This is a genomic window from Sphingobium sp. RC1 (genome assembly GCF_059738765.1).
On the sequence record NZ_AP027309.1, the window covers coordinates 104,920 to 131,011 of the forward strand.

Consider the following 26,092-nt stretch of genomic DNA (forward strand, 5'->3'; position numbering starts at 1 on the left):
CTTACCCTGGGCGTAGGCTGGAAACTGTGGGGATCGCTCTTTACCTCGTAGGTGCCGAAAGCGATGTGGCGGTCCATGGTCAGGCTGGCCCACAGATCGTGCAACCAACGCCCCCCTTCAACGGCCAACGCGACCGCTTGCTCCCGTTACCGCAGCAAAGGCGGTCGCCACGCCTTCATGTCCACATCGTCGCTGACCTTGTAGCGCACGCCCTTCGACGTCAGGAACAGCCGTTCCATCTCCGGCCGGGTGAAGGGCCGCGATCCCAGTCGTCCGAATACGGCGATCTGTCCGCCCGTCTCATCCACGGCCCGGTCGCGGTCCAGCCCCTTGGACAGCGCCACCGCAGGCGTGGGCGTGCGCGCCCAGGCGATCAGTTCGGGCTTGGGCGCGGGGGAGAAGCCGTAGAAATTGGGCTGGCTCGCCGGGCTGGTCAGCTGGATCACCTTCATGCCGTTCCGGCCGTCCGCGACATAGGCGAAGAGCGAGGCGTTGGTGGTGCCGACGATGACATCCTCCACATCCGTCATCTGCCCGCCGAACGTCTCCCTGGCATAGAGGCTGGGCTTCAAGGGATTGGTGATGTTGACGATCGCCAAGCCCTCCGCCTTCGCCGCGACATAGGCATAGGTGCGCGCCAGATAGATGCGGCGCGCGTCCTTCAGCGGCACGGTCGCGGATGGCACGGCCACCGGATCGGTGAGCTTCGTCACATCGAACAGTTTCAGCCCTTCGGCGTCGGTGACCCAGAGATAGCGAAACTGGATCGCGCTCGCCCGCGCATCCTTCATCGGTCGGACGGCGGCGAGGCGCGGGTGCAGCGGATCGCTCAGGTCCACGACCACAAGCCCCACATCGGCCGTAATATAGGCGATCTGCCCGGCCAGCTGGATATGTCGCGCGCCATTCAGCACGCCATCCGGGTTCCAGGCCACCGCCCGCTTCAGGAAATTGTTGCGGAACTCGCCATCGGCCATGGTCTCGATATTGACCATGATCAGCCCCTCGACGCTGTCGGTCACCGCCGCATAGCTGTAGATCGGCAGGAACGGCTGTTCCTGATTGATCTCGCGCAGTTCCTTGGTGCTGCGCAGCGGGTTGATCGGCTGATTGGTCGGCAGCGCCATGCAGGTCGCATTCTTCGTCGCCACACCCGTATTGTGGCCGAGCTTCGAGAAGGGGCCGCTGACGATTGGTTCGGAAAAGCCCTTGTTGGCGATCGACGCGACGTCATAGACGCGGAATCCGCCCTTCCCTTCCGCCACATACATATATTCGCCGCGCAGTTGCAGGCAGCCGACGCGATCGGCGGTGCCCTTCACGACATTGCGGAATTCTTCGACCGGGCGCGTCTCGCCCGACGCCTTCTTGTCGAAGGTTCGCCCACGCACCCAATTCTTCAGCTCGCGGCCATTCTGCTCGACATGCAGCTTCCAATAATCGGGATAGGCATATTTCTGGAGATAGCTGCCGATCACCGCCTGCGGCTCGTCCCATTCGGTGACGCGGATCGCTTCGAACCCGCCTTCAAGCCCGGTCCAGGCATTGAGGCCGACGAAGTTCACGAAGTTCGTGCCGAGCAACATCAGCTGCGACATGATCGCGTTGTTATCGTCCTTCGCCGACAGGTGGCAATCCGAACAGGTCTTCGTCTCGGTCTTTCGCACCGTATGCGGGAAGTGCGGCGCGAACGCCTGTGACGAAAAGCCGATGCCCGAAATCGGCGGCTGCTGGATATAGATGCGCTCGCGGTTGATGTTGGTTGATGACAGCACCAGCGCGGACGTCGATCTGACCGGGGCCGTCTCATTCCCCTTGGTCGTCATATGCTTGCCGAGCTGGAACATCTCGTCGCGCGCGACCTGCGGGTTATAGGTCGCGAAGTTGCGCGTCTCCTCCCCATCATAATGGTGGAGTGAGGTTTTCCAGTTCGCCTCGATCGGCAGGTGACAGCCGCCGCAACTCGTCGTCCAGCTCAGGTGACAGGTAAAGCAAGCCATCGAGTCATCGCCATGCGCCCGATCTGCCTTTGCCACGCCGGGACCGAAAGCGAAGCTGCCATCCTCCGCGCCCGACTTGCTCATCAGCTTCGCGCGCGCCGCCTTGGCATTGAAATGCGGGTTGGCGGGATCGACGCTGTCCTTGACGAGGCTCACCTCCCACTCAAGGCTAGGGTCCACGATCGACCGCTGGATCAGCTTGCGCCGCCCGCTCGCATCGTAGAACCATTCGAAGCGGCGCTTACCGTCCGGATTGCGCAGCAGCGCCAGGTTCGTGCCTTTGGGCGGCGCGGCCGGTCCCGAAGTCAGCAGCGTCGGATAGGCGTCCGCCGTGCCGTGGCAATCCTTGCACCCGATCTCGATCGCGTTCGCGACTTCGCCGTAGATGAAGCCGTTGCCGTGGCTGTCCTGCGCGAAATGGCAGTCGGCGCATTGCAGGCCCTTTTCGGCGTGGATGTCCATGAGGTGGACGGACTTGCCCGGATTGACGCCGGGCTGGACGAACTTGCCCTCACCCTTCTTGCGCCATTTCTCCGGATCGTCGTTCGACACGACCTTTCCATCCGCGTCGAGCAGATTGCCCTCGCGATCGCGCTTGAACACGCCGCGGAAGTTCCAGCCATGGCCGTGATAGTCGGCGAATTGCGTATCCTTCGCCTTGTCATTGAGGTCATAGACGTTGCGCAGGAAGTCCAGGTCGGCCCATTTGCCCTTCGGCCCAGCCCCTTCCGGATTGCGCTCCAGCGTTTTGTGCACCTCGGCTGCGTCGGGATATTTCTGCTTCTCCGGCCACATCAGCGCCGCGTCGGACTCATAGTCCCACATGGTGTAGCCGAGATAGCTGTTCAGGAAGATATTGGGCTGGTGCATGTGGCAATTCATGCACTGCGCAGTGGGGATGGCCCGAGTGAAAGCGTGGCGGATCGGATGCCCGCTTTCCTTGACGGCGCCGATGGGATGATCGGGCGTCTCGCCATGCGCGCCCTTCAAAGCGCCATGTTCCATCTTGTTCGCGATGGTCGGATCGACCGTGGCCGTCTGCCCGTCGCGCCCATATTGCGCATAGGTCAGGCTATGGCGCGGCTCGCGATCATTGGCGTAGACGACATGGCAGCCCGAACAGCCCGAATGGCGATAATCGCCCGGCTGATCATTGGTCCCCATGAACCACATATAGGGGTCGTTGAGGCGCGTCTTGTGCAGGTTCAGCACCGGGATCGCCACGCGCAGGCCCGTGCCCGGTCCCCGGCTCGACTGCTTCAGGTCAGGCCGTCCCGGTTCCTCCAGCCGCTGGATGGCGCCGGTGGGATTGGGCAGGCCGATCTCGGCAAACTGCGTCGAGATATTGCGCCCGCCGCGCTCGAACACGCGGAACACGTCGCCCGGTGGCGTCACCTGCCAGTTGGGTAACGGATAGAGTTCGGCCAGCGCGCCGCGCGCCTTCTGCTCGGCGGTCAGCGTGCCCGGCGGCGATCCGGGCGACACGATCTTCGCGGGCTTGCCATCCTTGGTATAGGCCTCGCCGAAGATGTAATTCTTATACGGCACGATGCCATTATTATAGGCCGCCCCGCCCCACAGCATGGCGCCAGACGCCATCAGCGACCGCTCCGCAGCCTCGATCGTCTGCATATGGCACGACCCGCAAGCCTCCCGCGCCACGCGATAGTCGCTGGGGTTGACGAAGCGCACGAACTCCGGCGCCTCCCGGTTGAGCAGGGCGTAGGTCCGCTTCGGGTTTGCCGAGGACGGATAATGCCAGCTTCCCGGATAGCGCGGCAGGACATGCGCCTTATCCCGCGCCGCCACATAGGCGGGATCTTCGAAGCCATGGGCAGGATCGCCGCGCACCGTCGCGTCGCCGCCGTGGCAATCGACGCAGCCCAGCATCACCGCCGGGGTCGCGTGCATCGACGGCTCGTCCGTCTTGGTGTGGCAGCTGTAGCAGCCGTCCGACTTGGCCGCGACCTGATCCGCCGTCTGGCTCATCGGCGCGGGCGGGGTCTTGGCATAGACGCGCTCGACCGGCTTTTCCGCGTCCGAGGCGTGGAGCATGGCCACGGGTAGCAGCAGCGCTGCGAGCAGTAGCGTTACCAGTGCGGCCAAACCATTACGTGTTCCTGCGAAGGCAGGAACCCAGTTCCACCATCCCAACTGGACTCCTGCCTTCGCAGGAGCACGCACGAGAGAAACGAACCGGCCCATCAATAACTCAGGATCAAATTGCCGAGCACGGAATAGTAATTCCGGTTGCGCTCGCTATTGGTGAAAAGGTCGCGAAAGCCCGCGCCCGGCAGCAGGGTCGCGCCCGAGAGGCGGAACACGATATTCTGTGTCGCCTTTGGCCGCCAGATCGCGGCGGTGGACAGGTCCCATCCGATCGACTTGGGAATGCTCCCCTCGTTGCGCAGCGCCTGCAAAGTCGCCGTGTTCTGGAACCACAGATGATTGGCATTGGCCGACAGCCGGAGTTCCGGCAGCAGATCGAAATCCGCCCCCGCCCCCAGCAGCATCGTGCCGGGGTTGTTGAAATTCGACTGCCCCTGCTCCTTCGAGGACCGCAGCGAGTTCAATATGCCATTGCGCCCATTGATCCCGATGACGCGCCCGCCGCCCGCAAAGGGGATGGTCTGCCTGATCCAGTAGCTCGTATCCGCGCCCGCAAAGACAGGATTTTCAAAGATCGCATCGAACCCGGTTTCGCGATTGTCATGCGGGTCGCCGTCGCCGCTCGCATAGAGTCCGGACAGCCGGAACCGCATCCAATCCTTGTCGATGCTCGCCTCGGCAGCGGCAAAGAACGCCCTGATCTGCGCAGGCTCCGACGTAAAGAAGCTGTTCCGATCCTCCCCCAGCGCCCCGTAAACCGACGCCGTCAGGTTGATCCGCCCAACCCGCCCATCGGCATTATAGCCGAGATACACGACATCATAATCCCGCCCGCGCAGGTCGCCCAGCAGGGCAGGCCGCACCGGAAAGCCATTGTCATCGACCTCGATCCGCCCGGCCTCACGGTTCATATTATAAACGGCGGTAATCTGGCTGGTGAGGCCGGGGATCAGGAAATCCTGCCGATACAGATTCGCCAGAAACACCCAATCCCGTCGCGGCGACTGCATCACGCTGTTGAGGCCGCTGTTCGTGTCCTTTTCCAGCCGCCAAAAGGCCGCGAGGTTGAACTGGAAGCGGTTGTTGTCGCGGTTGCCGAACAGCCGGATGCCCAACTGCTGGTCATTGAACAGGAAGCCGCGAAAATCGGACTGGAATGGCTGAATGCCAACGCGGATCGACCGGAAATCATAGCGATCCGACGTATTCGCCAGGTGATAATCGACGAACAATTCCTGCACGCCCAGAAAATGGTCGGTGCGGTGCGAAGGCTTGGACGGCTGCACAAACAGCACGCGCCGTTCGGGCACATTCACATGATTGATGTTGAACGCGAGCGTCAGCCGATATTCGATCTCCGGCGGCTTGAACGCGGTCGATCCCTTGATCAGCGCCACGCCGCCGATGAAGGTCTGGCTCAGCACATAGCTCGCATCCTTGCCGAACACATCGATGCTGCCCGGCCGCTCGGTCGTCTGCACGCCCACCGGAATGGGAAAAGTGCGCGGCTCGATCACGGTATCGCTCACCGCATTGGCGACGAAGAACCAGTCGTCACCCTTGATCGGCAGCCACTTGACCTTCTCGCGATCAATCGGCCGGTCGCCCTTCAGCGTGTTCTGGCCATAAGGATCGAACCAGCGCTCCTTCACCACGCCCAGCGATTCAATCAGCCGCCATCGATCCGGGATCGGCACCTGATCGACGGGAAAAGCCTCGGGCGGCGGGGCGCGCATCGCGCCCGGATTGTCCTGCGTCACCGCCTCGGGCAACGGCGCTTCATAGCCCGGCCGCCGCCGTCCCTCGATCGACTGGTCATCGGCACCCACTTCGGGCGCGTTCAATATCTCTTCCCAATTGTCGGGCGGAGGGGGCGGCACGGGCTCGCCCGGCTGCGCCAGCGCCAAGAGCGGCAGGAAGGCGGCAAGCCCCACTGTTACAGCCCCTGACACACATTTTGCGACGAGCTGTCGAGGAACGGGGCGAACGGGCAACTGACATAGCGCAGCCGCACCGATGCATTGCCCAGATCCACCACGATCTGATCTGCCCGGATTGCCGCCGGTGCATTGCCGATGCCGCCACCGCGTTGCCCGCCATTATGTGCGCCCAGGAAGCTGATCATGTCATCCTGATCGATGCCGTCGCCCGACACGCCGATTGCGCCGACCAGCACATTACCGCGATAGATCGGCACCGATCCGGGAAAGATCTGCACCCCATTCTGGATGCGATTGCCCGCGCCCACGCCGGTGACCGCCGAACAACGCTGCGGCGTGTCGGTCGCACTCGCGCCGGTCACATAGGCGAGATGCGCGGCCAGATCACCCACCACCAGCGCCGATTGCAAGCCGGTGGAGAAGGGGTTGAACTGCGCGATCGGGCGGGAGAATGGCCCATTGGGCCGCCCGACCTCGCCATCGGGGAAATAGGGCCGCGACAGATTGCCGTTTGCCCGGTCGGTAAAGGCATGGGTGCCCGTCAGCGCCGAAGGATCGTTGAGGAACGTCCGCGCCTTGCCCACGAAAGCCGCGACATCCGCGCTGCTGCTCGCCAGCAAGTCCGGCCCGGCATGAGCACCGGAGAAGAAAGCCGCCGTCCGCGCCTTCTGCAAGCTCACATCCGTGCCGAAGATCGGCGCGTCGGGCGACCGCACGATGCCCAGCGCCGCGCCCCGCGTATCGACGACGCTGATCGTCACCTGCGCCCGGCTGTCGAGCGGCTGCCTGATCTGCGCCCGCGCGCGGCTCATGATGGCGAACGCTTCCTCCAGCACCGCCGTCACCTCGGCCGCGCTCAGGGGCTGCGCCACATCGCCCGCATCGGTCGCCGCGCGGATCGGGAAGCGGTTATTCCCCGACCCGTCTGTCAGCACGAAGGCGTCGCGATTGGCAAACTCCGCCACGCGCGAAGCCCGCACGCCCGAAAGCTCGCTGCCATAGGCGACGCCAGCCAGCACCATCGGCGCGGGATCGCCATAATAGCCGCGCACCGCCACCAGGCTCCCCGCGCTGCCGTTGATCGCGGCAAAGCTCGCCGAGCCGCTCGCCATCAGTCCCGAATAGGCCGCATCCGAATAGCGCAGCGACGTGCCGTCCACGAAGATGCGGTTCGCGCGCACGCTGTCGGGCGCTTCAAAGCCCAGCGTCCCGGCCAGCGCGATATATTCTTCCGGATCATTGTCCGTGTCGGTGACATCAGGATCGGACCCATAGACCCCATCCGCCATCACCCCGACGCCGCCGACCACGACGCCATTCTTATAAAGCGGAAATCCCCCCGGATCGGCCGCCAGCCCCAGCGGCGACCGCTTCGGGCCGATCATCGCCTGCGCGCCCGACGCCATATAGCGCGCCGAAAGGTCCGAACAGGGCAGCTGGCTGAACTGCACTCCGAACAGCGGGCCGCTTTCCAGCCCCACCGTATTGGGCGCAGGCGGAAAATGCTCCTGCACGATCATGCTCGCCGTGCGCGTGGAAAAGGCATTGCCGCCGCTCGACAGATAGGCCCCGGTGATCGCCTTGCTGATCGCGCCAGCCTCGGCCGGGACCGTCAGATTCTGCGCATCGATATTCTGTCCGTTGGGCGCGGCGCTGGTGGTTGCGCTCGCCCGCGCGCCGTTCATGCGGAACACAGCCAGCACATTGCCGACCCGATCCGTCACCGCGATCACGGCAGGCAGGCTGCGCGCCTGCGCCTCCGCCGCCGCATGCGCGACGACATTCTCCACATCGGCGACGCTCAGCGCCTCCTGTGCCGGATCGGCATAGAGCCGGGTCGGTGTGGGCGTAGGCGTTGGAGTAGGCGATCCGCCACTTCCACCGCTACTACCGCCGCCACCGCCGCAGGACGCCAGCATCAACGCGGACAGCGCCGCGAACGCGCTCAATCTGTGCCGCAATCCGCTCACCGCAATGCTCCGATACTGCGCGCCGCACTGCCCAAGGCGCTGCGGAAAGCGGTGGGTTGGTAGCTGTTGGGTTCCTTGACCGCTCCGTAGGCGCGATTGACGTCCGCCCGGATGCCTGCCGCTGCGCCCACCGTCACGCGCCCCGACTTCACCATGGAGTTGAGCAGCGTATCGATCGCCATCACCGCCTGCACCGACCCTTCATAATCGGTAAAGCGCGGGCTGATCGCCCCGCCCGCAATCTCGCTTACGATCGCAAAGGCCATGTCCCCGCTCGTCCGCGCCCCGGCAAAGCCATTGGCCAGCGCCCGCGCGCTCGCCGCCAGTTTGCCCGCCGCCGCAACAGCCGCACCGCGATCCCGCGCGATGGCGGCATGGAACGCCCGGCTGTCCGCATCGAACCGCGCCGCCGCGCCGGGCGCAATCACCTTCGCCGCCGCCGACAGCATGATCATATTCTCGTCATTGAAGGGCGGCATGCCCGCCGGGATCGGGCGTCCGGGGTTCGCTTCCCACGTCTTGCTCCGCTCCGCCTGATCATAGATGCGCCGGTGGCAGCTCTGGCAATCGAAGAAGTAAAATTCCGGGAAAGCCCCCTCGCTTCCCTTCGCGCTGGCATAGAGGGTGAGCGCCCGCTCCACCGCCATCGCCTGCCCCACGGCCCAGAATTTCAGGCTGTCCGTCCGCCCCTTGCGCCGCGCATAGTCGGCATCCTCGTCATGATGCGCCTGCATGGAAGAAAACAGGTCCAGCTCGAACGAGACGCGCGGATGCCCCGCCGCCATCATGCGGTGATCGACAAACTGCCCCGCCCGCTCGCTCCCGAAATGGCAATCGAGGCACACCGAAGCCCGCGCCTGCGGCCGGTCCAGCGGCATCATCCCGGCCGCGACGTTCGACGCATGGCTCGCCCCGACAGCATAGTGCGACGCGATCCAACCGCCCGCCGCGCCGTGGCAAGCCTCGCACCCGACGCCATCCTGCGCCAGAAAGCGCGCACCTTTGACCGCCGCCGGAGTCGAATGGCACCCCAGGCACGCAGGCGCCGCCGCCGCATCGCCCAGTCCCAGCGTCGCTGCGATCTGCCGCCCGCGTGTACCGCTCAGCACCGCAAAGGCGCGGCTGTGTGCGCCGCCGGGCGTCGAAGGCTCCTGCCAGCGCATCAGCTCATCCTGGCGCACGACCTTGCCGTCGCCTTCCATCCGGCCGTGGCATGTCGAACCCGCGCAGGAGGCAACGCCGGTAAAGCCGCGCGTCACCGGAGCCGCATCAGCCGCCCCCCGACCGCCTCCCGGCAAGGCGCACAGCAGCAGCACGAGCAGCATCGCCGCGCCCAGCACCACCATGCCAGCCGCCCGCCTGCTTACTCCGTAGCTCCTGAAGCCCCCCATTCACACGCCCCCCTTGCGCGCAGTCGCTCTAGCCGCGTCCGCGCCACCCTTTCAATCCCGTTTCGCCTGATCTTTCCGCTTATTGCGCATCGCAGGCCGGTTCGCCGGGCTCGCCGCATGAGCGATCCCACAGATCCTCATTGCCCGCGCCCGTCACTGGCTCGTCGATCAGCGGAGGAAAGCCCTCCGTCACGACATCCCGCAACTCGATCAACGCCGTCGGGAAGATGCGCGACACCGACACCGTGGGATCGAGCAATCCGTCGAACGTTTCCCGATTATCGAAGCTCAGCGTGGTGCAGGAGCCGAAGAGGAAGCAGCCGTTGATCTTCGACCCCACGGCATAGCGCCCATCGATCGCCACCAGCGGGATCGTGTCGAGTCCGGTTGCAAAACCCCCGCCAGCCAGCGCCAGCCGCCCGTTGATCGCGATTTGCGGCCGCCCGTTCCCGCTGCTGATGATCAGGCTGTTGGCGGTAAAGCCGCGCCGGTCGGCAAAGCTGGTCGACAGCCCGCTATTCTGGATGAAGATGCCGTCGGTCGCGGCCAAACGGATCGTCCCCGCCTGCAACATCCCGGCGTCCAGCGCCAGCCCGTCATTCTGCGCCAGCCGCAAATCCCGCGCCGTCACTGAGTCCGCCGCCCGCACATCGGCAATCGCCTCCGCCGTCGCGACATAGATGGACGGCGCGTCAAGCGTCAGCACGCCGCCCAGCCCGCCATTGCCGTCACTGATCGCGATGGAGCCAAGCCCGGCAATCACCTCCAGCGCGTCTCCCGCCGTCAGCGTCAGCCCGCCAGCACCAGTTCGCCCGGTCATCGCCACCGCGCCCTGCACACGCAACAGCCCGGAAGCGCCAATGCTCATCACGCCGCCGCCCGGAAGTATATTGGTCCCGATCGTCAGGTCGCGCACGGCCACGTCCCCCGCGCCCGTGATCACGATCCCGCCAGCCGATACACGGCCCAGTTCCGCCGCCGACAGGCTGTAGCCCGCCGTCGCATCGCCACCGCCGATGAACGCCTGCGCGCCCAGGGCATCGAAGCGCAACAGCTCCGCTGCGCTCACCTGCCCATTGGCAGAAATCGCGATGTCGCCGGAACCGATCGTGACCGCCTGTCCGCTGACCCGGCCGTTCACCGCCACCCGTCCGGCGGCATTCAACAGCACATCGCCACTCGCCACGGCATTGGCGATCGCCATCCCGCTACTCGACCCCAGGCTGATGTTCCGCCCCAGCGCCGTGATCGCACCCTGCGCCAGCAGATCGTTCACTACCAGATCGCCAGCCCCGGCATCCAACGCCGCCGCTCCACCCGAAGCCAGAGCCTGCGCGCTGATCCCCGATCCGTTCATCGTCAGCAGTCCCGCCGAACGCAGCGATGCGCCCGCCGCGCTGATGCCGCCCGGCGTGTCGAGGGCAATGCTGGCCGCCGACAGGCTGTCCGTGCCTGCCGTCCGTCCGGTATGGCTGAACGCGATGTTCGTGCCCGAATAGCCGGTCAGCGCGCCCGTCACCGCCAGCGCGCCACCGCCGTTGAACGCAAAGGACAGCGGCCCTTCCGTCAGGAAATCGGCCGCCCCATCGACCTGCACCACATTGCCCGACGCGGCAAAGCTGATGCCGGTGAAGCCCGGCACTACGGTGCCCAACGCATGCAAGGTCATCGGCCCGGCCACGCGCAGGCCGCCGCCCGCAGCGCTGCTGCTGTCGGTAAAGCTGATCCGGCCGCCCGCGTCGCCATTGGCGGTCATCGACAGTGAAGCCAGCTGCCGCTGCACACCCACGCCCAGCGCGACGCTGCCGCCGTTGGTGAGGGAAGCTGTCCCGCCGCTCGTCAGGCCGTCGATCCCGCCCGCGCCTGCCAGTCCCGCCGCGCCATCCGCGACGATGGAAAGCGGCCCCATCAGGAAGTCACCCTCGTTCGCTGCGAACGAGGCGACGCCGCCTGCGCCCGCTCCACCGTTGCCGCCCGCACCATTGGCGAGCGCCGGGTCGCTCGCAACGCCGCCATTGGCGCCCGCGCCGCCCTGACCAACCGCCGTGATGCTGTAGGCGGGAAGCGTCGAAATGCTGTTGCTTACAAGCAATTTTCCGCCGTCGATCCGCAATGTAGCCGACCCGCCCGCCGCGTCTCCGCCCGAACCGCCTGCGCCACCGGCAAGCCCGTCGATCCCGGCCGAACCGGCGCCGCCGGTCGCATTGCCGCTCAACACCAGTTCCGCGCCCGTTACCGCGCTCGCCCCGGCGTTCACCGCGAACAGCGCCGTCCCGCCCTGTGCGCCACCGCCATCCGCACCCGCGAGGCCCAGCCCGCTCTGGAATGCGCCAGTGCCGCCCGCGCCGCCCAGCGCTTCGGCCAGAACGCCGATGTCGTCCGCGTCGAGCGAGGTCGATGCGCCGGTCAGTCCCAGCGTCGCCGTGCCGCCAAAGGCATCGCCGCCCCGGCCCGCCGCTCCGATGAACGCCGCGCCGCCAGCGCCGCCAAAGCCGGAAGCCGACACGCGCAACTCGCCGCTGACGCTGGTCGCGCCAAAACCGATGTTGAGCGCAGCGATGCCACCAGTGCCCGTGCCGCCCGCGCCACTGCTAGCGCTATCCGCGCCCACGCTACCAAAGCCGTCGGCGCTGACGATCAGGCTGGCAAAGCTGGGATCGACGTCGATCAGCATGTCCGCCGTGCCGCCCTGGCCCGATCCGCCCGCGCCGCCCTGACCGGGTCCATAGGCATAGATGGGCTGGTCGTTGACATCGAAACCGCTGATATAGCCGTTGATGCCCGCCAGGCCGCCCTGCCCTTCGGCCGACACGGTCAACGCGCCGATCGCATGGCCTTCGCTCAGATAGGCGACGCGCGCCGTGCCGCCCATGCCGTTGCCTGCCGCGCCGCCGGCCGCATCGCTGCTGTTATTGCCGCCCGCGCCACCGACGCCCGCCGCCGACACCAGCAGCGACGGCGCGGTCAGCGCCCCGCTCGCCAGCGTCAGTTCCGCCGTGCCGCCAGTGCCATTGCCGCCCACGCCCGCTATGTAAAAGCCGCCCGATCCATCCGAACCGGCCATGCCGCCTGCGCCGCCATAGCCCAGCGCCCCGATGCTGAGGTCCTCAGTGACGATGATCTGGCCGGTGCCGCCCGCGCCCATCAGCAACCGGGCGGTGCCGCCGAAGCCCGCGCCGCCATCCGCGCCATTGGGGCCGTTATAATTATAATAGGCAAACGGATCGCCGCCGCCGCCCACGCCATTTGCCTCGATACGAATGGCATCGGCGTTCAGCACGCCGCCGCGCGATTCCAGAACGGCCGTGCCGCCTGTGCCCGATCCGGCCAGGCTCGATACTTGGTCAATGGCGTTCGCCGCCACCGCCTCACCACCGACGCCCCCCGCGCCCAGTTGCAGATTGGCGATGTTGGCGGTGCCGCCGGTCATCAGGAACTGGACCGATCCGCCCTGCCCGCTGCCAGCCTGAAACGGCGTGACGCCATCGCCGCATGACGGGCAGTTGACGGAGGAAGACCCGCCCTGCCCATTGGCCTCTGCATACAGGCTGCCCGCATCGAAACTGCCGCCCGCGACCAGGAAATTGACTGACCCGCCAGTGCCGTTTCCGCCATCGCCCTCGTTAAAGGCCGAACCTCCCGAACTGAACGCAGAGCCGCCGAAACTCAACGCGGCCATCAAGCCGAACGATCCTTCCGTGGAAGCGCCATCAGCCGAAGCATAGAGAGCGCCGAAACGCACCACCGCGTCCCCTGCTGCACCGGCCCGGCTCTCCACCGCTATGCCGCCGCCCAGCCCGTCGCCACCCCGACCCGCTACGCCATCGAAGGATTCCGTGCCGCCGCCCACGCCTTTCGCGTGCAGATACAGACTACCATCCGCCACAAAGCTCGCGTCGGTCGCATGGATCAGGATCGACCCGCCCGTGCCATTCGCCCCGTTTGCGCCATAGCCGCCCCGGCCATCGGCGGTGATGTTGCAATAGAAGGTGCAATCGGCGGCGAAACTGCCACGCAGTCCGTTTGCGCTACTTGCCGACAGGGTGATGCTGCCCCCTGTGCCGGTCCCCGCCGCGCCGCTGGAGTCCCCGCCCGCCGCACTGGCATATATGTCAAAACGGCCGGTCGCGATGCTACCACCCGCCGCCGAAACGTTGATCGTCCCGCCCGCCGCGTTGCCGCCTGTGATGGAAGGGAGGGGGAAGCTGTTTTGGATTCCTGCGGACGCCCTCAGAATCATGCCGCCAAAATCGATCGCGCCCGCCAGCGGCCCGCTCGGTCCTGCCGCGGTTCGTGCCGATACGGCGATAGCTCCGGCCGTCGCATTCCCTGCGCTGTCGCTGCCGACCCTCGCCGTCGCATCGGCATTGGCGAACAGGCTAGCCGCGCTGATCGAACCGCCTGCCGCGATGACATTGATTGCACCCCCCGTCGCATCGCCACCGGCCAACACCGGAGAATTAATGCCTCCCAGCCCAAAGGCGCTGGCGTCCAGCCGCATCGTCCCGGTAACGTCGATCTGGCCATTGCCCGTTGGCAAGGCGCTGCCGCCAAAGGTCAGGACGTCGATTGTCCCACCCGTGCCGCCAATCCCGGCGGCCAGGTTCATGTCGCCGCCGACGCTGATGCTGCCGCCCTGATCGGCGCGCACGGTGATCGCCTCGCCTGCTTTCAGGTCCATGGTGCCGGTGGCCGCTATGGCTCCCGCAGCGCCGGATTGCAGCGTGATCGATCGTTCCGCCGTCAGGTTGAGGTTCGCGAAGTTCGCAGCAGCGCTTGGCTGAACGACGATATTGCCGGTCGCGTGCCCGTTCACGTCCGGTTGCCAGGTCCCGCCGCCGATGCTGACGCTCGCCTCGCCGGTGCCGGTCACATTGCGCGCGCCGATGGCGTTGTCCGCTACGTCATATCCGGCGGCCAGCACCACCGCGCTGCCCGACTGCACCGCGCTTGCCGCCGCGTCGTAGCCGACATTGCCGGACAATAGCATGGTCAGCGCCTGATTCTTTGGCATCGCAACCATGAAGACATGCTGCGGATCGGTGACCGTCGCGCCCGGCCGTTCTGTGGTGCCCGTATGCACTACACCATTGGTATCGGTCGTGCCCGCGCTGATGCTGATGTCGAACAGGCCGTTATTTATTGTAATGTCGACTGCTTCTGCGCCGACATAGGCCGCCCCGCCGTTGACGCTGACCGTGCCGCCCTGCACCACGCGCGGCGCCACCAGCGCGACGTAGCTGCCGCTCGACAGCGCGTTGATCTGCGCGCCCGGTTTCAGTTCGACCGATGTCAGGACGTTGCCGGGACCGCGAAAGCGGATCTCGCCCCCGCTCCCATAAAGCCCGCCGGTCGTGTCGATGTCATTGCTGGTCAGCACCAGCGACCCGACATTGAACAAGGCGTTAGGACCAGCCACGATCCCGCCCGGCGCGTAGAACCACACCTTGCCGCCCGTGCTGCCGTTGATCTGACTTTGCACCGTGCCGTTCAGTTCGATCACTCGCGAAACCGACACTCCGCTGCCGTTCACCGGGAGGATTCGGTTGAGCACAGTGAAGTCACTGAAACCACTGAAGACGACAGTGTTATTCTGGGGAAGGAAGTCGATCGGGCCGGTGCCGCTCGTATCGTCAGGCGTCCAGTTGATAATCGCCTCAGACGAATTCAACGTGATGGTGTCGGTCCCGGCGGATGATCCTTGCGAAACAAAGGCATCGCCCGATTGTACCGAATAGCTGCCCTGAAAGGCCTTGTTGACCTGCGCCACGCCAGCGCCGCAGCCAACCGCGAGCGCAACCGCGCTGGAGCGGCCCAACAGGGTCAAAAGCCAGGATTTGCTACGTTTTGCCGACATTAACGCCTCCACGGCAGAATTCGAGTGCTAAGTGACAACAGCAACCGCGTGTCGCCCCGCTCCGTCTGCAACCCCGCGCGCCGCAGCGGCGTTGCCAACGTCAGGTCGATCCGCGCATGATTGGACCAGGTCGCCCGCACTCCGCCACCGGCCGAATAGAGCTTTTGCGGATCAAGCCCGGCAAAGACGCTGCTTTGGTGCCACATCCACGCCGCGTCGAAGAAAAGGAAAGGCTGCACCGCGATCGCGCCCGGCCCCTTCGGCGTGATCCGTCCGTAACGGACCTCCGCCCCGAACCCGACGCCGCTGTCCCCCGTCAGCGTGCCCGGATCATAGCCCCGCCCGACGGTATAATTGCCCGCGCTCATCTGTTCATAGGACAGCAGCGGGTCGGGGCTATATTGCGCGCGTGGCGACAGCGCGAAGGTCAGCTTCGGCGTTGGGCGATATTCCGCCTGCACCCCTGCCCTCATCAGAAAAGCGGAGGCGTCTCCGTCCAACTGTCCCGTCGGAATGCAGGCGGCCTGATTGCCGCAAGGCTCGCTCGCCCCCAGCCCGGCGAGCCCGTGGCGCAGTTCCAGATTACCGCCGATCCGCCATCTGGGTTCGATCGCCGAATAGCCGGTCGTGCTGCCCAGGCTGTCGGGATCGATCGCCTCTCCCTCCAGCCGAAGAAACAGCACCCGGAGCCGGTCGCGCGACAAGGGCAGAGAGCCGATGCGCAGGTCCTGATCGACCACGTCCAGCCCACCACTCGCCAACAGCGTGTGCACCTGTCGCCGCACGAGGGGATAGGTCAGGGCGGCCGAGGCGATCATCGTTCTGGACGACAGGTCCAGCCCGTCGATATCCGGCTTGCTCCAGGCATAGGTGAAGTCGCCCGACAACCGCAGCCCGTCGCTGCCCAGCGCCATGCTGTGCCCGACTTGTAACACCGTCTGCTCGCTCGGTTGCACGGTGTTGAAGATGCTGACGACCGTGCTGTCCCCCATCCCGGTCAGGTCGTTGAAGCGCACCCGCGCGAGGCCGCCGAAGCGGCCCACCGCATTGCTGCCGAGATTCTGGACATTGACGTCCATCTCTATCCGGCGGCGCACCACCTGCACTTCGCCGATGACCTCGCCGGGCGCCGTCCCGGCGGGACGCAGCGCCAGCCGCACGTCATAGCCCGGCAGGTCGCGCGCCAGCAGCAGGTGCCGTTCCGCCTCATGCACGTTGAACAGCGGTTGCCCCTTGAGCGCTTCCATATGCGCGGCAATCAGCCGTTCGCTCCGGCCCGCGTCGCCCCGCACCTCGATAGCGACCAGCCGCGCCATCAATATGTCGAAACGGACGGTGCCGCCTTTCTCGATCCGTTGCGGCGGGACCTGCACGGCCGCCAGATAGCCCAACTGCCGCAGCGCCGTCGCAGCCCGGTCGCGGACCTCGCACAGGCTGGCGATCGGCACGTCGCGCCCGGCTAGGTCCCCCCAGCTGTCCTTCAGGATGGCCGCGTCCACGCCGCGAAGGCCGTCAAACTGCACATCGGTAAAGTTCACGGTCACATTGGCAAAGCGCGGATCGGCCAAGGGGCAAGGCGCCCGCTCCACGCCACCCTCGACGGTCAGACGGCTTCCTTCGCCCGCGACATCGGCGGCCTGCTGCCCCGGGGACAATTCCTCCCGCGTGGGTGCGCGCGGGGCGACCTGCGCCATGGCGGGCATTGGCGCCATGGCAGTCAGTGCCAACGCCATCCGCCATTGCGCACGCCCCGTCATGCGCGATGTTGCTGCCCCCTGAAACCCCATAGCCGTCTCATTCCCCCAAAGTGCGACGGGAGCGGCCATATGGCCTGTCGTCCCTGTCGCTGCGACCGTCCGGGAAAGGCGCTCTGCCCGTCGCCCGTCGGCTTATCAAGTCCCTAGCGCGCCGCCGTATCGATCAACAGATCAAGCTGCGCCTGGCATCCATGCGCGATCAGCGCCGATGCCATGTTGTCGATGCCGCCAGCGGGCGCTCCCAGCAGCGCGAAGCGAATGTCGGTGGAACGCCCATCGGCATCCACCCGATAGGTTGCGCCATCCTTGACCGGGAGCGCTGCGGGCCATGCCGCCATCGCCTCCCCAGCGGCGAAGCTGGCCGTACCCTGCGCGCCACCGCCGCTGATGCTGACGGCTGCCGATTTTTTGACATCGGCTCGCCACAAGCGCACGGCGGCGGGATCGGACACGCATAGCGGCCCCGGCTGCGCAACATCGACCAACCACAGATTGGGGCGCTTCGCCACCGCAGACGCGTCCCCCAAGGCGCCGCGCACGGCCCCGGTGCGCGCCCGGCGAACCCTTTTCGTATCAAGCAGCGCGGCCATGGTCACATTGGAAGCAGGCACTGTCGCCGCTGCGGTCACGCTGAAACGGCCCGGTCCACGCAGCGTTCGCGTGCCCTTCGCATCGAGCAAGGTCACCACGTCCCCCGCCTTCAGCAGAAGTGCCCCGCCATCCGCCAGCTTCTTGCCCGGCGCATAGCTGCCCGCCGAGGGTCCCGAAGACCGCACCACCAGGCTGTCGGCCCATGCAGGCGTCCCAGCGCCCACGGCCACCGCCATCCCGAGCGCCATCGCCCCCTTAGCCCAGACCATAAGTTCCTCCGTCCCCAATATATTCATAGCGATACACCAGATTGGCGAGAGCCGCATCATCCGGATGCTCCTGCGCCACTGCCTTGAGATCGGCCAGCCCCGTCGCCCGCTTCTCCGCATCTTCGGTGTCGAAAACGGCAAGCGCGGCGCTCAGTCGAGCGCGATCGGCGGTCGCGAAATCAGGCGCTGGTTCAAACAGGTCGACCGGCGTTGACCGCCCGCGAAGGCGGACCCGGCCCATCGGCCGCCACCAGTCGAGGCCGGATCGTTCCATTGCTTCTCGGGAAACCAGCACTGACGTTTCCAGCGCCTTGTTCGCCGCTTCCAGCCGCGCGGCGGTGTTCATGCTGTCGCCCAGAGCCGTATATTGAATGCGCCCTTCGCCGCCGAAATTCCCGACGATCGCATCACCATGATGCAGCCCCACCCGCGTTCGACCGATCGGCGGGACGCCGGGCGGCAGATCGCGCCGGAACACCTCCCCCGCCTGCCACATGGCATAGGCGGCGAGCGCGGCGTTGCGCCCGTCATCCTCGCGCGCGATCGGCGCGCCCCAGAAAGCCACAACCGCATCGCCGACGAATTTGTCGATGGTCCCGCCATGCGCCAGGACGACGTCGCTCAACATGTCGAGATAGCGGTTCAGCAACTGCGCCACCATTTCCGGGGCGATTGCGTGGCTAAGTTTGGTGAAGCCCTCCAGATCGGTGAAGAGGGTGAAGATGGGCCGTTTTTCGCCGTGCAGCGCCAGCTTCTCCGGCTCCGCCAGAATCTGCGCGGCGATGTCGCGGGGCAGATATTTGCCCAGCGCCGCCTGCGCGAAGCGGCGCTGTTGCGAATTGACCGCCCTTGCCGCGGCGCTGACTGCCGCAAAGGTGACGACCCAGCCCAGCGCCCAACCGGCGGCGGGCAATCCTTTGGTTTCCCAGCCGCTTGCCTGCAACCAGAGCGGCAAGCCCGCTATCGCCACGGCCTGAAGTCCAAGCGCGGGCACCAGCCAGAACCAACGGAAATCCGCGAGGCTGGTGAGCGCTGCGGCTAGCACGATGACCGCCGCCGCGATCCACAATGCCCAGCCGGGGACCGCAGGCAGCACAGCGCGATCGAGCAGTTGCGCCAGCATGGTGGCATGGACTTCCAGCCCGATCATGGTCGATTTCGCCTGCCGTCCGGACAGCGGCGTTTCGAACTGATCGATATCGACGATGTCGCCGCCGATCAGCACATGCCGACCCCGGACCATTGGGGCCAGAGCAGCGGCCATGGAGGGGTCCGCGAGCAGATCGATCTGAAGGCTCGGGATCACGGGTTCTTCCGATCCGTCCGCTTGGGGCCGCGGCATGCGGAAACGGATAGCGCCGCCATAATGCGCAAAGGATGCCGACGGGTGCATCGCCAGCGACAGCAGCGGTGGCTGGCCCGGCACTGGCTTTGGCCAGCTGCGCGCGACATTGTCGGAATCCGTTTCCAGGCGGATGCTTGCGGGCCTGACCCTGGAGGTCCGCGCCTCAGCGATGAACCGGTCCAGATATTGCTGCTGTTCAAAGATGATCTGTTCGCGGTTGTCGCCGAAATTGGCGTAGCCGAGCCAGACCGGCGTGCGCATCGCGTGCAGCGCCGACAATAGCTGCGCGTCTTCATCCTGCGGCTGGTCGAACAATATATCGATGCCGATAGAGGTTGCGCCCATCGCGTCCAGATTGCGCAGCGCCCGCGCCAAAAGCCCCCGATCCAGTGGCGAGCGTTTGCGCGTCGCGATCAGCGTCTGGTCATCATAGACGACCATCAGGATGCGCTTGTCCTGCTCGACACGGGGGGCGAAAGTGGCCGTGCGCCAATCATACAGGCCGCGCTCCGCGTCGGCGGTCGGCATCTCCCGCTCTGAACCGGCGGCGCCCAATGGTTTGGTCCAGTTCCACCCCGCAACGAACAGCGCCAGCAGCAATAACAGCGCCGTCCCGGCAAGCCGCCATCGCCCCGCGTCCTGCATGACGCGCGCGCCGCGGCGCAACAGGCCCTGCGCCGCCATCGGGATCAGCGCCGGGCGATCAACGGACGGGCGCCATCGCCTATGACGGCAAAGCCGGACCAGTAGAAAGGATGCGAAGTATCCGCGTCGTCCATCAGCTGAATCTGGGCCGAACGCAGCGCCTCAGCCACGGGTTGGTCGGGAGCCGCCGCGAACAGCCCGGCCATCAGCCTTTCGGTCGCGCGATATTCTTCGGGAGCAGGCCAATGGCTCGCGATGATGGAACGGCCGCCCGCGCCGATGAATGCGCGTACCAAGCCGTCGAGCGCTCCGCCGCTGCCGGAAAGCCCGGCCGCGCGGGTCGTTTCGGCCCCCGCCGCCCCGGCCGTGTCGCAGGCCGACAATATGACAAGGTCCGCATCCAGCCGCAGATCGAAGATTTCGCCAAATTGCAGCAAGCCGTCCGACCCGGCCTTTGGCGCAAAGCTGGTCAGCAAGGCTGGACGGGCCGGGCATCCCGCGCGCGGCGGCGTGACAAGGCCGTGGGTGGCGAAATGCAGGATGCGGAAGTGGTTGAGGTCATTGCGCGCCTTGACCGCCTCGTCAGTGAAGGCCGCGCCGGTTACCAGTTCGCTGCCCGAGGTTCCAACCGCCTGCGCCGCCTGACGCAACTCGTCCGCCGGGATCGGGTGACTCCACTGGGCAGGCGACCAGCTGCAATCGTCAGCCTGACCGGGCAGCGCGCCACGCGTCAGGGCGGCAAGCCTTGGTCCGGCAATCGGCGCATTGTCGCCAAAGCCGATATAGCTTTGCGGTGCGCCCGACGGCGGCGTCAGCCGGGCGTCGCGGAAGGCGCGAGCCGACAAGGCGGTGCTCACCGCATGATCGCGGCCGAGCCAGTCGATGCCCCGGAAGTCGAACTCATCGCCGCCCTTTTCCAGCCGCGCGGCATAGGCATCGACGCCCGGCTGACTGGCGACCAGCAGATTGACCGGCAGTTGCAGCATCGCGCCGTCCGGCTCGAAGATCAGATGCCGCGCGGCCTTCAGCCGTTCATCGATCGGGCCGAACAGGTCGAGATAGAGGCTGCGCGCCACCGGCAGATCGAGCGCATAGGTGGACTGCACACCCGCGACATCGGTCGAAATCGTATCGCGCAGCGCCGCGACCTTGCGCGCCACCTCGCCAGCGCTGATGGGCAAGCGGAAGCCCGTTGCCCCCTGCCCGTCTATCCACAGCGCGTAGAGGGCATCGCCAAGCTGGGCGAGCTTGTAATAGCCCTCCCCCGCCTTCAACGTTCCGCGCATTTCCCCAAGGGTCAGCGCTTGCGGGCTGACGGCACGATATTGCGGATAGGCGGCCAGTGCCGTCAACGTCGCGGCCTGATCGGTCGCCAGCGCGTCGATCTCCGCCTGCCGCCGCGCGATCTCATCCTGGGTCGCGCTGTCGTCGCTACCCGCTTCACGCAATTGGGCGAGCGCGATGCGGCCGCGCTCTATATCGCGCGACAGAGATGTCGACTGGCGGAAAAGACGCGCGGCCTCTCCGTCGCCCGCCGACAATTCGCGGCTCAGCAATTCCAGCGTCTCTGCCGCACCGGGTCGCACCAGCAATTGCGACGCTTCGAACAGGTCCGCCGCCAGTTCGGGGCGTCGGGGCATTTCGGACGTGAGCAGCGTGAAATAGGGCTGCAACTGGTTCGCCATCGCCGTCAGCGTGCCACGATTGGCCACGGTGGACGTCATGATCGCGCGATAGGTCTTCAGCGCCTCATCGGTCCGCCCGCGCCGCACGAGGAAGGCGCCCAGCCGGGCACGCGCGCCGTTGAGGGCCATCGTTTCGGGATATTGGGCGGCGATCAGGCTGACGGCTTGATTGAGCCGCGCCTCGGCACCGCCATAATCCTGTTCCGCTTCGTGCGTCAGCGCGATCTCGCCCAGCAGTTGCGCGCGCAGGCGGGTGATCGATGTCACGCGGCCATCGCGCACCCGCTGCACGTCGTGGAGCGCCTGGGTGAGCACGGTGCGCGCCTCCCGAGGCTTGCCCGACAGGCGCAAGATGGTGCCGCGCAATTGCTGTGCTTGCGCATCGAGTATGGCCGCCCGCTCACGCGGCGTAAGTGCTGTATCCTGCCGTACGCCCAGTGCCCGCGTTTCAGGCGCCCCACTGCTCAGTTCCGCCGCCACGTCGTTCGGCAGGGTCAATGCGCCATCAGTGCCAGCGGCAAGGGCCGTACCGCCTTCCACGGGCTGGTCGAGCAAGGCGAGCGCGCCCTGAAGGTCCTGCTGATTAAGGTGATGCACAGCTTCGAAATTACGGCGCAGGCGGAGTTGGACAGCATCTGCCGTCGGCACTGCGCGAGCCTGGGCAAAGGCGGCATCGGCCTGATCGAACAGGCCAAGGTTGGACAATTGCAAACCGTGGTTCACGAGATATTCGTGTTGTCGGTTCGCCCGTTCGGCGGGGCTTAAGGCTTGCGTATCGGGATCGCGGGCGAGGCGGTCGGTCAGGCTGTCGAAAAATTCGGCGGCCTCGGCATAGTTGCCGGAAGCGTTGCGGCGATAACCCTCCGCCATCACGGTCTGCGGGTCGAGGGTCGCCGCCTGCATCCGGGCAAAGGCTGCCGCATTGCCGCCGCCGGTCGTGACGATGTCGATCTTGCCCGGCACGGTGCGACCCGACGTGACGGTGCGGAGGCCAAGGTCCAGGACCGTGTCATAGGGCGCGAAGCCCTGCGTCACATAAAGCGTCTTGCCCCGTTCGACGGACAGGATGCGGTAAGCGCCCGCTTCGCTGGAGCAATGGCGGACTGTTACTGCGCCAATATCGGGCAAGGTCATTCCGCCCGGCGCACCGCAGTTCACGGCAGATCGGCGCGATGCCGACAGTCTTTCGAGCAGCGCCCCTTCGTTATCGACCCCGCTCCGCCGGAGCGCATAGATGCGGCCTACCGGACGCGCGGCGTCACGACATACAACGGCCCAGGCGCGATCGAACATGGTGCGGCTTGCCGGGTCGCCGTTGACACTTTGCGCCTGACAGAGCGCTCCGCCGCCGCTGCCGATGCGAAAGCTGTCCTGCAACAGCGGCCGGTCGAGCTCCGACTGCGCGGCCAGCGCAGATGACAGGCCCAAAGCGCCCAGCCCGGCCAAGATCCGACAGAAATTTCCTATAGCGCTCAAGGCTATCCCCCCAGCCTCGCCGGATCTGTCCGTGCAAGCCCCCCATGGCGGGACCCGGCGCGCTCTTCATAGCGCCGCCCCAGCTTGCCGCAAGGTAAAAGAGGGGTGTCGCGCCGATCCGATGCAGCGCTTAAACCAGCATTTCGTTGGGGGTGAGCGCCGCCGCCTCCCGCAGGGACGCAAGGTTGGGGATCCGCAGCCACTTGGATTGCAATTCCACCAGCCCCCGTGCCCGCATAGTCTGTAGCGTCCGGTTGACATGCACCGGTGTCAGGCCGGTAAGGTCCGCAATTTCCATCTGCGTAAGCGGCATCGCGCATTGCTGGCCATAGGTCAGACCCGACGCACGCATGCGTCCGAACAGTTCCAGAAGCAGATGCGCCAAACGCTCCAGCGCGGTCTTGCGGCCGAGCGTTACCAGCCAGTTGGTCTGCCGATCGATGACCTCGGCCAGGCTTTTCCAGCAGGCTTGATGGCTTTCCACCAGAAGCGTTCCATCGGAAACGCAGGGAAGGCGCGTGGCCCGCACATTGGTGAGCGCAACTATGGGCTGAGAAGGCCGTTTGCCCAGCGCCCAATGTGGTTCGCAAATGTCGCCGGGCAGGTACAGACCGGTGATCTGGCGCCGTCCGTCAGGTAGCAACCGATACCGGCACGCCCAGCCCTCATCAATTTGGAAAATGGCTTCGGGCTGTTCATCCTCCCGAGCGAGAAACTGATGCGGACGAAAATGGCAGTCGGATTCCTTAACCGCAACCTGGCCTAACATGGGCAATTCCCTGTCGATGCCCCCATGAAGAGCATAGCTAAAATATGTAAGCCGCCCTTTACCCATGTTGGAGCCATTAAGCCGTTGCGGCGAAATGGTGCGTAAGGACGACAGTCGTCCGGACTATTCAGTTTGACTTCATTGTGACGGTGAGTTGCCCTCGCCAGTCCGACAAATCCGATAAAAGCAATTTAGATTTGACCTATCACATTGCATATATATGTTCTAAGATTGTAATTTGATGTTTTATACATCATTCGAGGGCCAATGATCACTTCTCAGCAAATGCGGGCCGCACGAGCATTGCTCGGAATTGATCAGCGCCAGCTGGCCGCCTTGGCGAGCGTTTCCCTGCCTACGATCCAGCGCATGGAAGCGTCCGATGGGCAGGTGCGAAGCGTCGTTGATACATTGGTGAAGGTGATCAGCGCGCTCGAAGCGGCAGGGATCGAGATTATCGGCGAGAATGCGCCGAGTAGTGGTGCGGGACGTGGTGTCCGCCTCAGGGAAACAGCGTCCGGCCAGCAACCCCGGCGCGTGCCCTCCGTACTGTTCGATCAGACGGCCCAAGACGATGGATCGTAACGCGCGACTTGTCGCCTTCACGCCCAAGCTGATTACGGTCCTGCGCGAGGGCTATTCGACCGATCGCCTGCGGCGCGATTGCATTGCCGGACTCACTGTCGCGATTGTCGCCCTGCCTCTTGCCATGGCGCTGGCGATCGCGAGTGGAGCGTCTCCTGACAAGGGACTCATCACGGCCGTTATAGCCGGTTTCCTGATTTCAGCGCTCGGCGGATCGCGGGTTCAGGTCGGTGGGCCGACGGGCGCCTTTGTGGTCGTCGTTTTCGGGGTCATCGCACAGCATGGCTATGACGGACTGCTCCTGGCGACGCTGATGGCTGGGCTGATGCTGATCATTGCCGGATATTCGGGCCTGGGCAGTCTCGTTCGCTTCATTCCCCAACCCGTCGTCATCGGATTCACCGCAGGCATCGCCGTCATTATCGCGTCGAGCCAGGTGAAGGATTTTCTCGGCCTGCGGATAGACGGCGGTGTCCCCGCCGATTTCATCCCCAAATGGCAGGCCTATTTCTCTGCGCTGGGCAGCATTCAGATACTGAGCTTGGCGATCGGCGCCGGGGCGCTGGCGCTGATCATCGCCCTGCGCAAATGGGCGCCACGGGCGCCGGGATTCCTGATCGCAGTCATATTGGCAGCAGCGTTGGCGGCGCTGCTCCAGTTGCCGGTGGAAACGATCGGATCGCGATTTCCAAACCTGCCCACCGGAATCCCTGTCCCCGCTTTGCCAGATTTCTCTCTTGCCAAGCTTCAGGCAGTCGTCCCCTCTGCATTCACGATTGCGTTTCTGGCGGGAATCGAGGCACTTCTTTCTACGGTCGTGGCCGACGGCATGATCGGATCAAGGCATCGATCCAATCAGGAGCTTGTCGGCCAGGGCGTCGCCAACATCGCATCCGCATTGTTCGGTGGCCTGCCAGCGACGGGTGCCATCGCCCGCACAGCGACCAACATCAAGGCGGGCGCCATCACGCCCATCGCCGGCATGATGCATGCGCTGTTCCTGTTGCTGTTCATTCTATTTGCCTCGGATCTCATGGCCTTCGTGCCGCTGGCAGCACTCGCCGCCATCCTGTTCATGGTCGCCTGGGGCATGAGCGAACATCATCGCTTCATCCAGCTGCTGCGGATGCCCAATGGCGACCGGGGCCTGTTGCTGCTGACCTTCGGCCTCACTGTTCTGGTCGATCTCACCGTGGCGATCGGCGTAGGCGTGACGCTGGCTTCGCTGCTCTTCATGATGCGCATGAGCCGCACGGTAGAGATTGCGAACGACAGCGGTAATGAAACGCCGCCATCCGAAGAAAAAGAGGACATCCACCAGCGCGATGCGCTTCCGCCGGGTGTAGAGGTGTTCCGTGTCGATGGACCGGTCTTCTTTGGCGTCGCGAATGAATTGCTCGATACGCTGCGGCGGGTCGGCCCCACGCCGAAGGTCATCATTCTTCGGCTGCGGCAGGTGCCCCTGCTTGATGCGAGCGGCGTGACGGCGATCGAGGAAATCGTCCGGCAAGCGGCCTCCGCCGGGACGCAGATCATAGTTTCAGGCGTTCAGGCACAACCCATGACGATGCTCAAGCGGGTATCGCTGGGACCGGCGGATCGGCGCATCATCTTCAGCGATGATTTCCCCGGCGCCCTCCGCCTCGCAAAGGCGATCATTCTCGCACCAACTTCCGCGGTACAGCGGCTCAACTAACCATCAG

General features: G+C 65.5%; 12 protein-coding genes. 2 read left to right on the forward strand and 10 right to left on the reverse strand.

Annotation, left to right across the window (positions count from 1 at the left end):
• Positions 1 to 146 precede the first annotated feature (146 nt).
• The 10 genes from AC6JBC_RS16795 to AC6JBC_RS16840 all read right to left on the reverse strand — a co-directional run bounded on the left by AC6JBC_RS16795 (position 147) and on the right by AC6JBC_RS16840 (position 23,804).
• Positions 147 to 4,055 (reverse strand): LVIVD repeat-containing protein, encoded by a 3,909-nt coding sequence (locus tag AC6JBC_RS16795; RefSeq protein WP_498026844.1) that lies wholly within the window; start codon positions 4,053 to 4,055, stop codon positions 147 to 149.
• Between the two features lie 149 nt (positions 4,056 to 4,204).
• On the reverse strand, positions 4,205 to 6,043 hold the full coding sequence (locus AC6JBC_RS16800) for a hypothetical protein (protein WP_498026605.1): 1,839 nt from the start codon (positions 6,041 to 6,043) through the stop codon (positions 4,205 to 4,207).
• A gap of 2 nt (positions 6,044 to 6,045) precedes the next feature.
• Positions 6,046 to 7,968: a heme-binding protein gene (locus AC6JBC_RS16805; protein WP_498026845.1), complete on the reverse strand. Its 1,923-nt coding sequence runs from the start codon at positions 7,966 to 7,968 to the stop codon at positions 6,046 to 6,048.
• Between the two features lie 47 nt (positions 7,969 to 8,015).
• On the reverse strand, positions 8,016 to 9,410 hold the full coding sequence (locus AC6JBC_RS16810; protein ID WP_498026606.1) for a multiheme c-type cytochrome: 1,395 nt from the start codon (positions 9,408 to 9,410) through the stop codon (positions 8,016 to 8,018).
• A 79-nt stretch (positions 9,411 to 9,489) separates the two neighbouring features.
• Positions 9,490 to 15,267, reverse strand: coding sequence for a histidine kinase (locus tag AC6JBC_RS16815; RefSeq protein ID WP_498026607.1), 5,778 nt, complete (start codon positions 15,265 to 15,267; stop codon positions 9,490 to 9,492).
• The gene (locus tag AC6JBC_RS16820) at positions 15,267 to 17,024 is read right to left on the reverse strand and encodes a ShlB/FhaC/HecB family hemolysin secretion/activation protein (RefSeq protein WP_498026608.1); all 1,758 of its coding nucleotides are present in this window, start codon (positions 17,022 to 17,024) and stop codon (positions 15,267 to 15,269) included. The genes AC6JBC_RS16815 and AC6JBC_RS16820 overlap by 1 nt, the downstream gene beginning before the upstream one ends.
• A 143-nt stretch (positions 17,025 to 17,167) precedes the next feature.
• Entirely contained in the window at positions 17,168 to 17,884 is a 717-nt protein-coding gene (locus AC6JBC_RS16825; RefSeq protein ID WP_498026609.1) for a hypothetical protein, read from the reverse strand.
• A complete protein-coding gene (locus tag AC6JBC_RS16830) occupies positions 17,871 to 19,913 on the reverse strand; it encodes a CHASE2 domain-containing protein (protein ID WP_498026610.1) in 2,043 nt (680 codons plus the stop codon). Before AC6JBC_RS16830 ends, AC6JBC_RS16825 begins: the two co-directional genes overlap by 14 nt.
• A gap of 5 nt (positions 19,914 to 19,918) precedes the next feature.
• A complete protein-coding gene (locus AC6JBC_RS16835; protein WP_498026611.1) occupies positions 19,919 to 23,005 on the reverse strand; it encodes a CHAT domain-containing protein in 3,087 nt (1,028 codons plus the stop codon).
• Between the two features lie 160 nt (positions 23,006 to 23,165).
• Complete coding sequence (locus tag AC6JBC_RS16840) at positions 23,166 to 23,804, reverse strand: Crp/Fnr family transcriptional regulator (protein ID WP_498026612.1); 639 nt, start codon at positions 23,802 to 23,804, stop codon at positions 23,166 to 23,168.
• Between the two features lie 267 nt (positions 23,805 to 24,071).
• Here AC6JBC_RS16840 and AC6JBC_RS16845 point away from each other — a divergent pair, with 267 nt between their 5' ends.
• A complete protein-coding gene (locus tag AC6JBC_RS16845; RefSeq protein ID WP_464780591.1) occupies positions 24,072 to 24,389 on the forward strand; it encodes a helix-turn-helix domain-containing protein in 318 nt (105 codons plus the stop codon).
• Complete coding sequence (locus tag AC6JBC_RS16850; protein ID WP_498026613.1) at positions 24,379 to 26,085, forward strand: SulP family inorganic anion transporter; 1,707 nt, start codon at positions 24,379 to 24,381, stop codon at positions 26,083 to 26,085. Before AC6JBC_RS16845 ends, AC6JBC_RS16850 begins: the two co-directional genes overlap by 11 nt.
• Positions 26,086 to 26,092 lie beyond the last annotated feature (7 nt).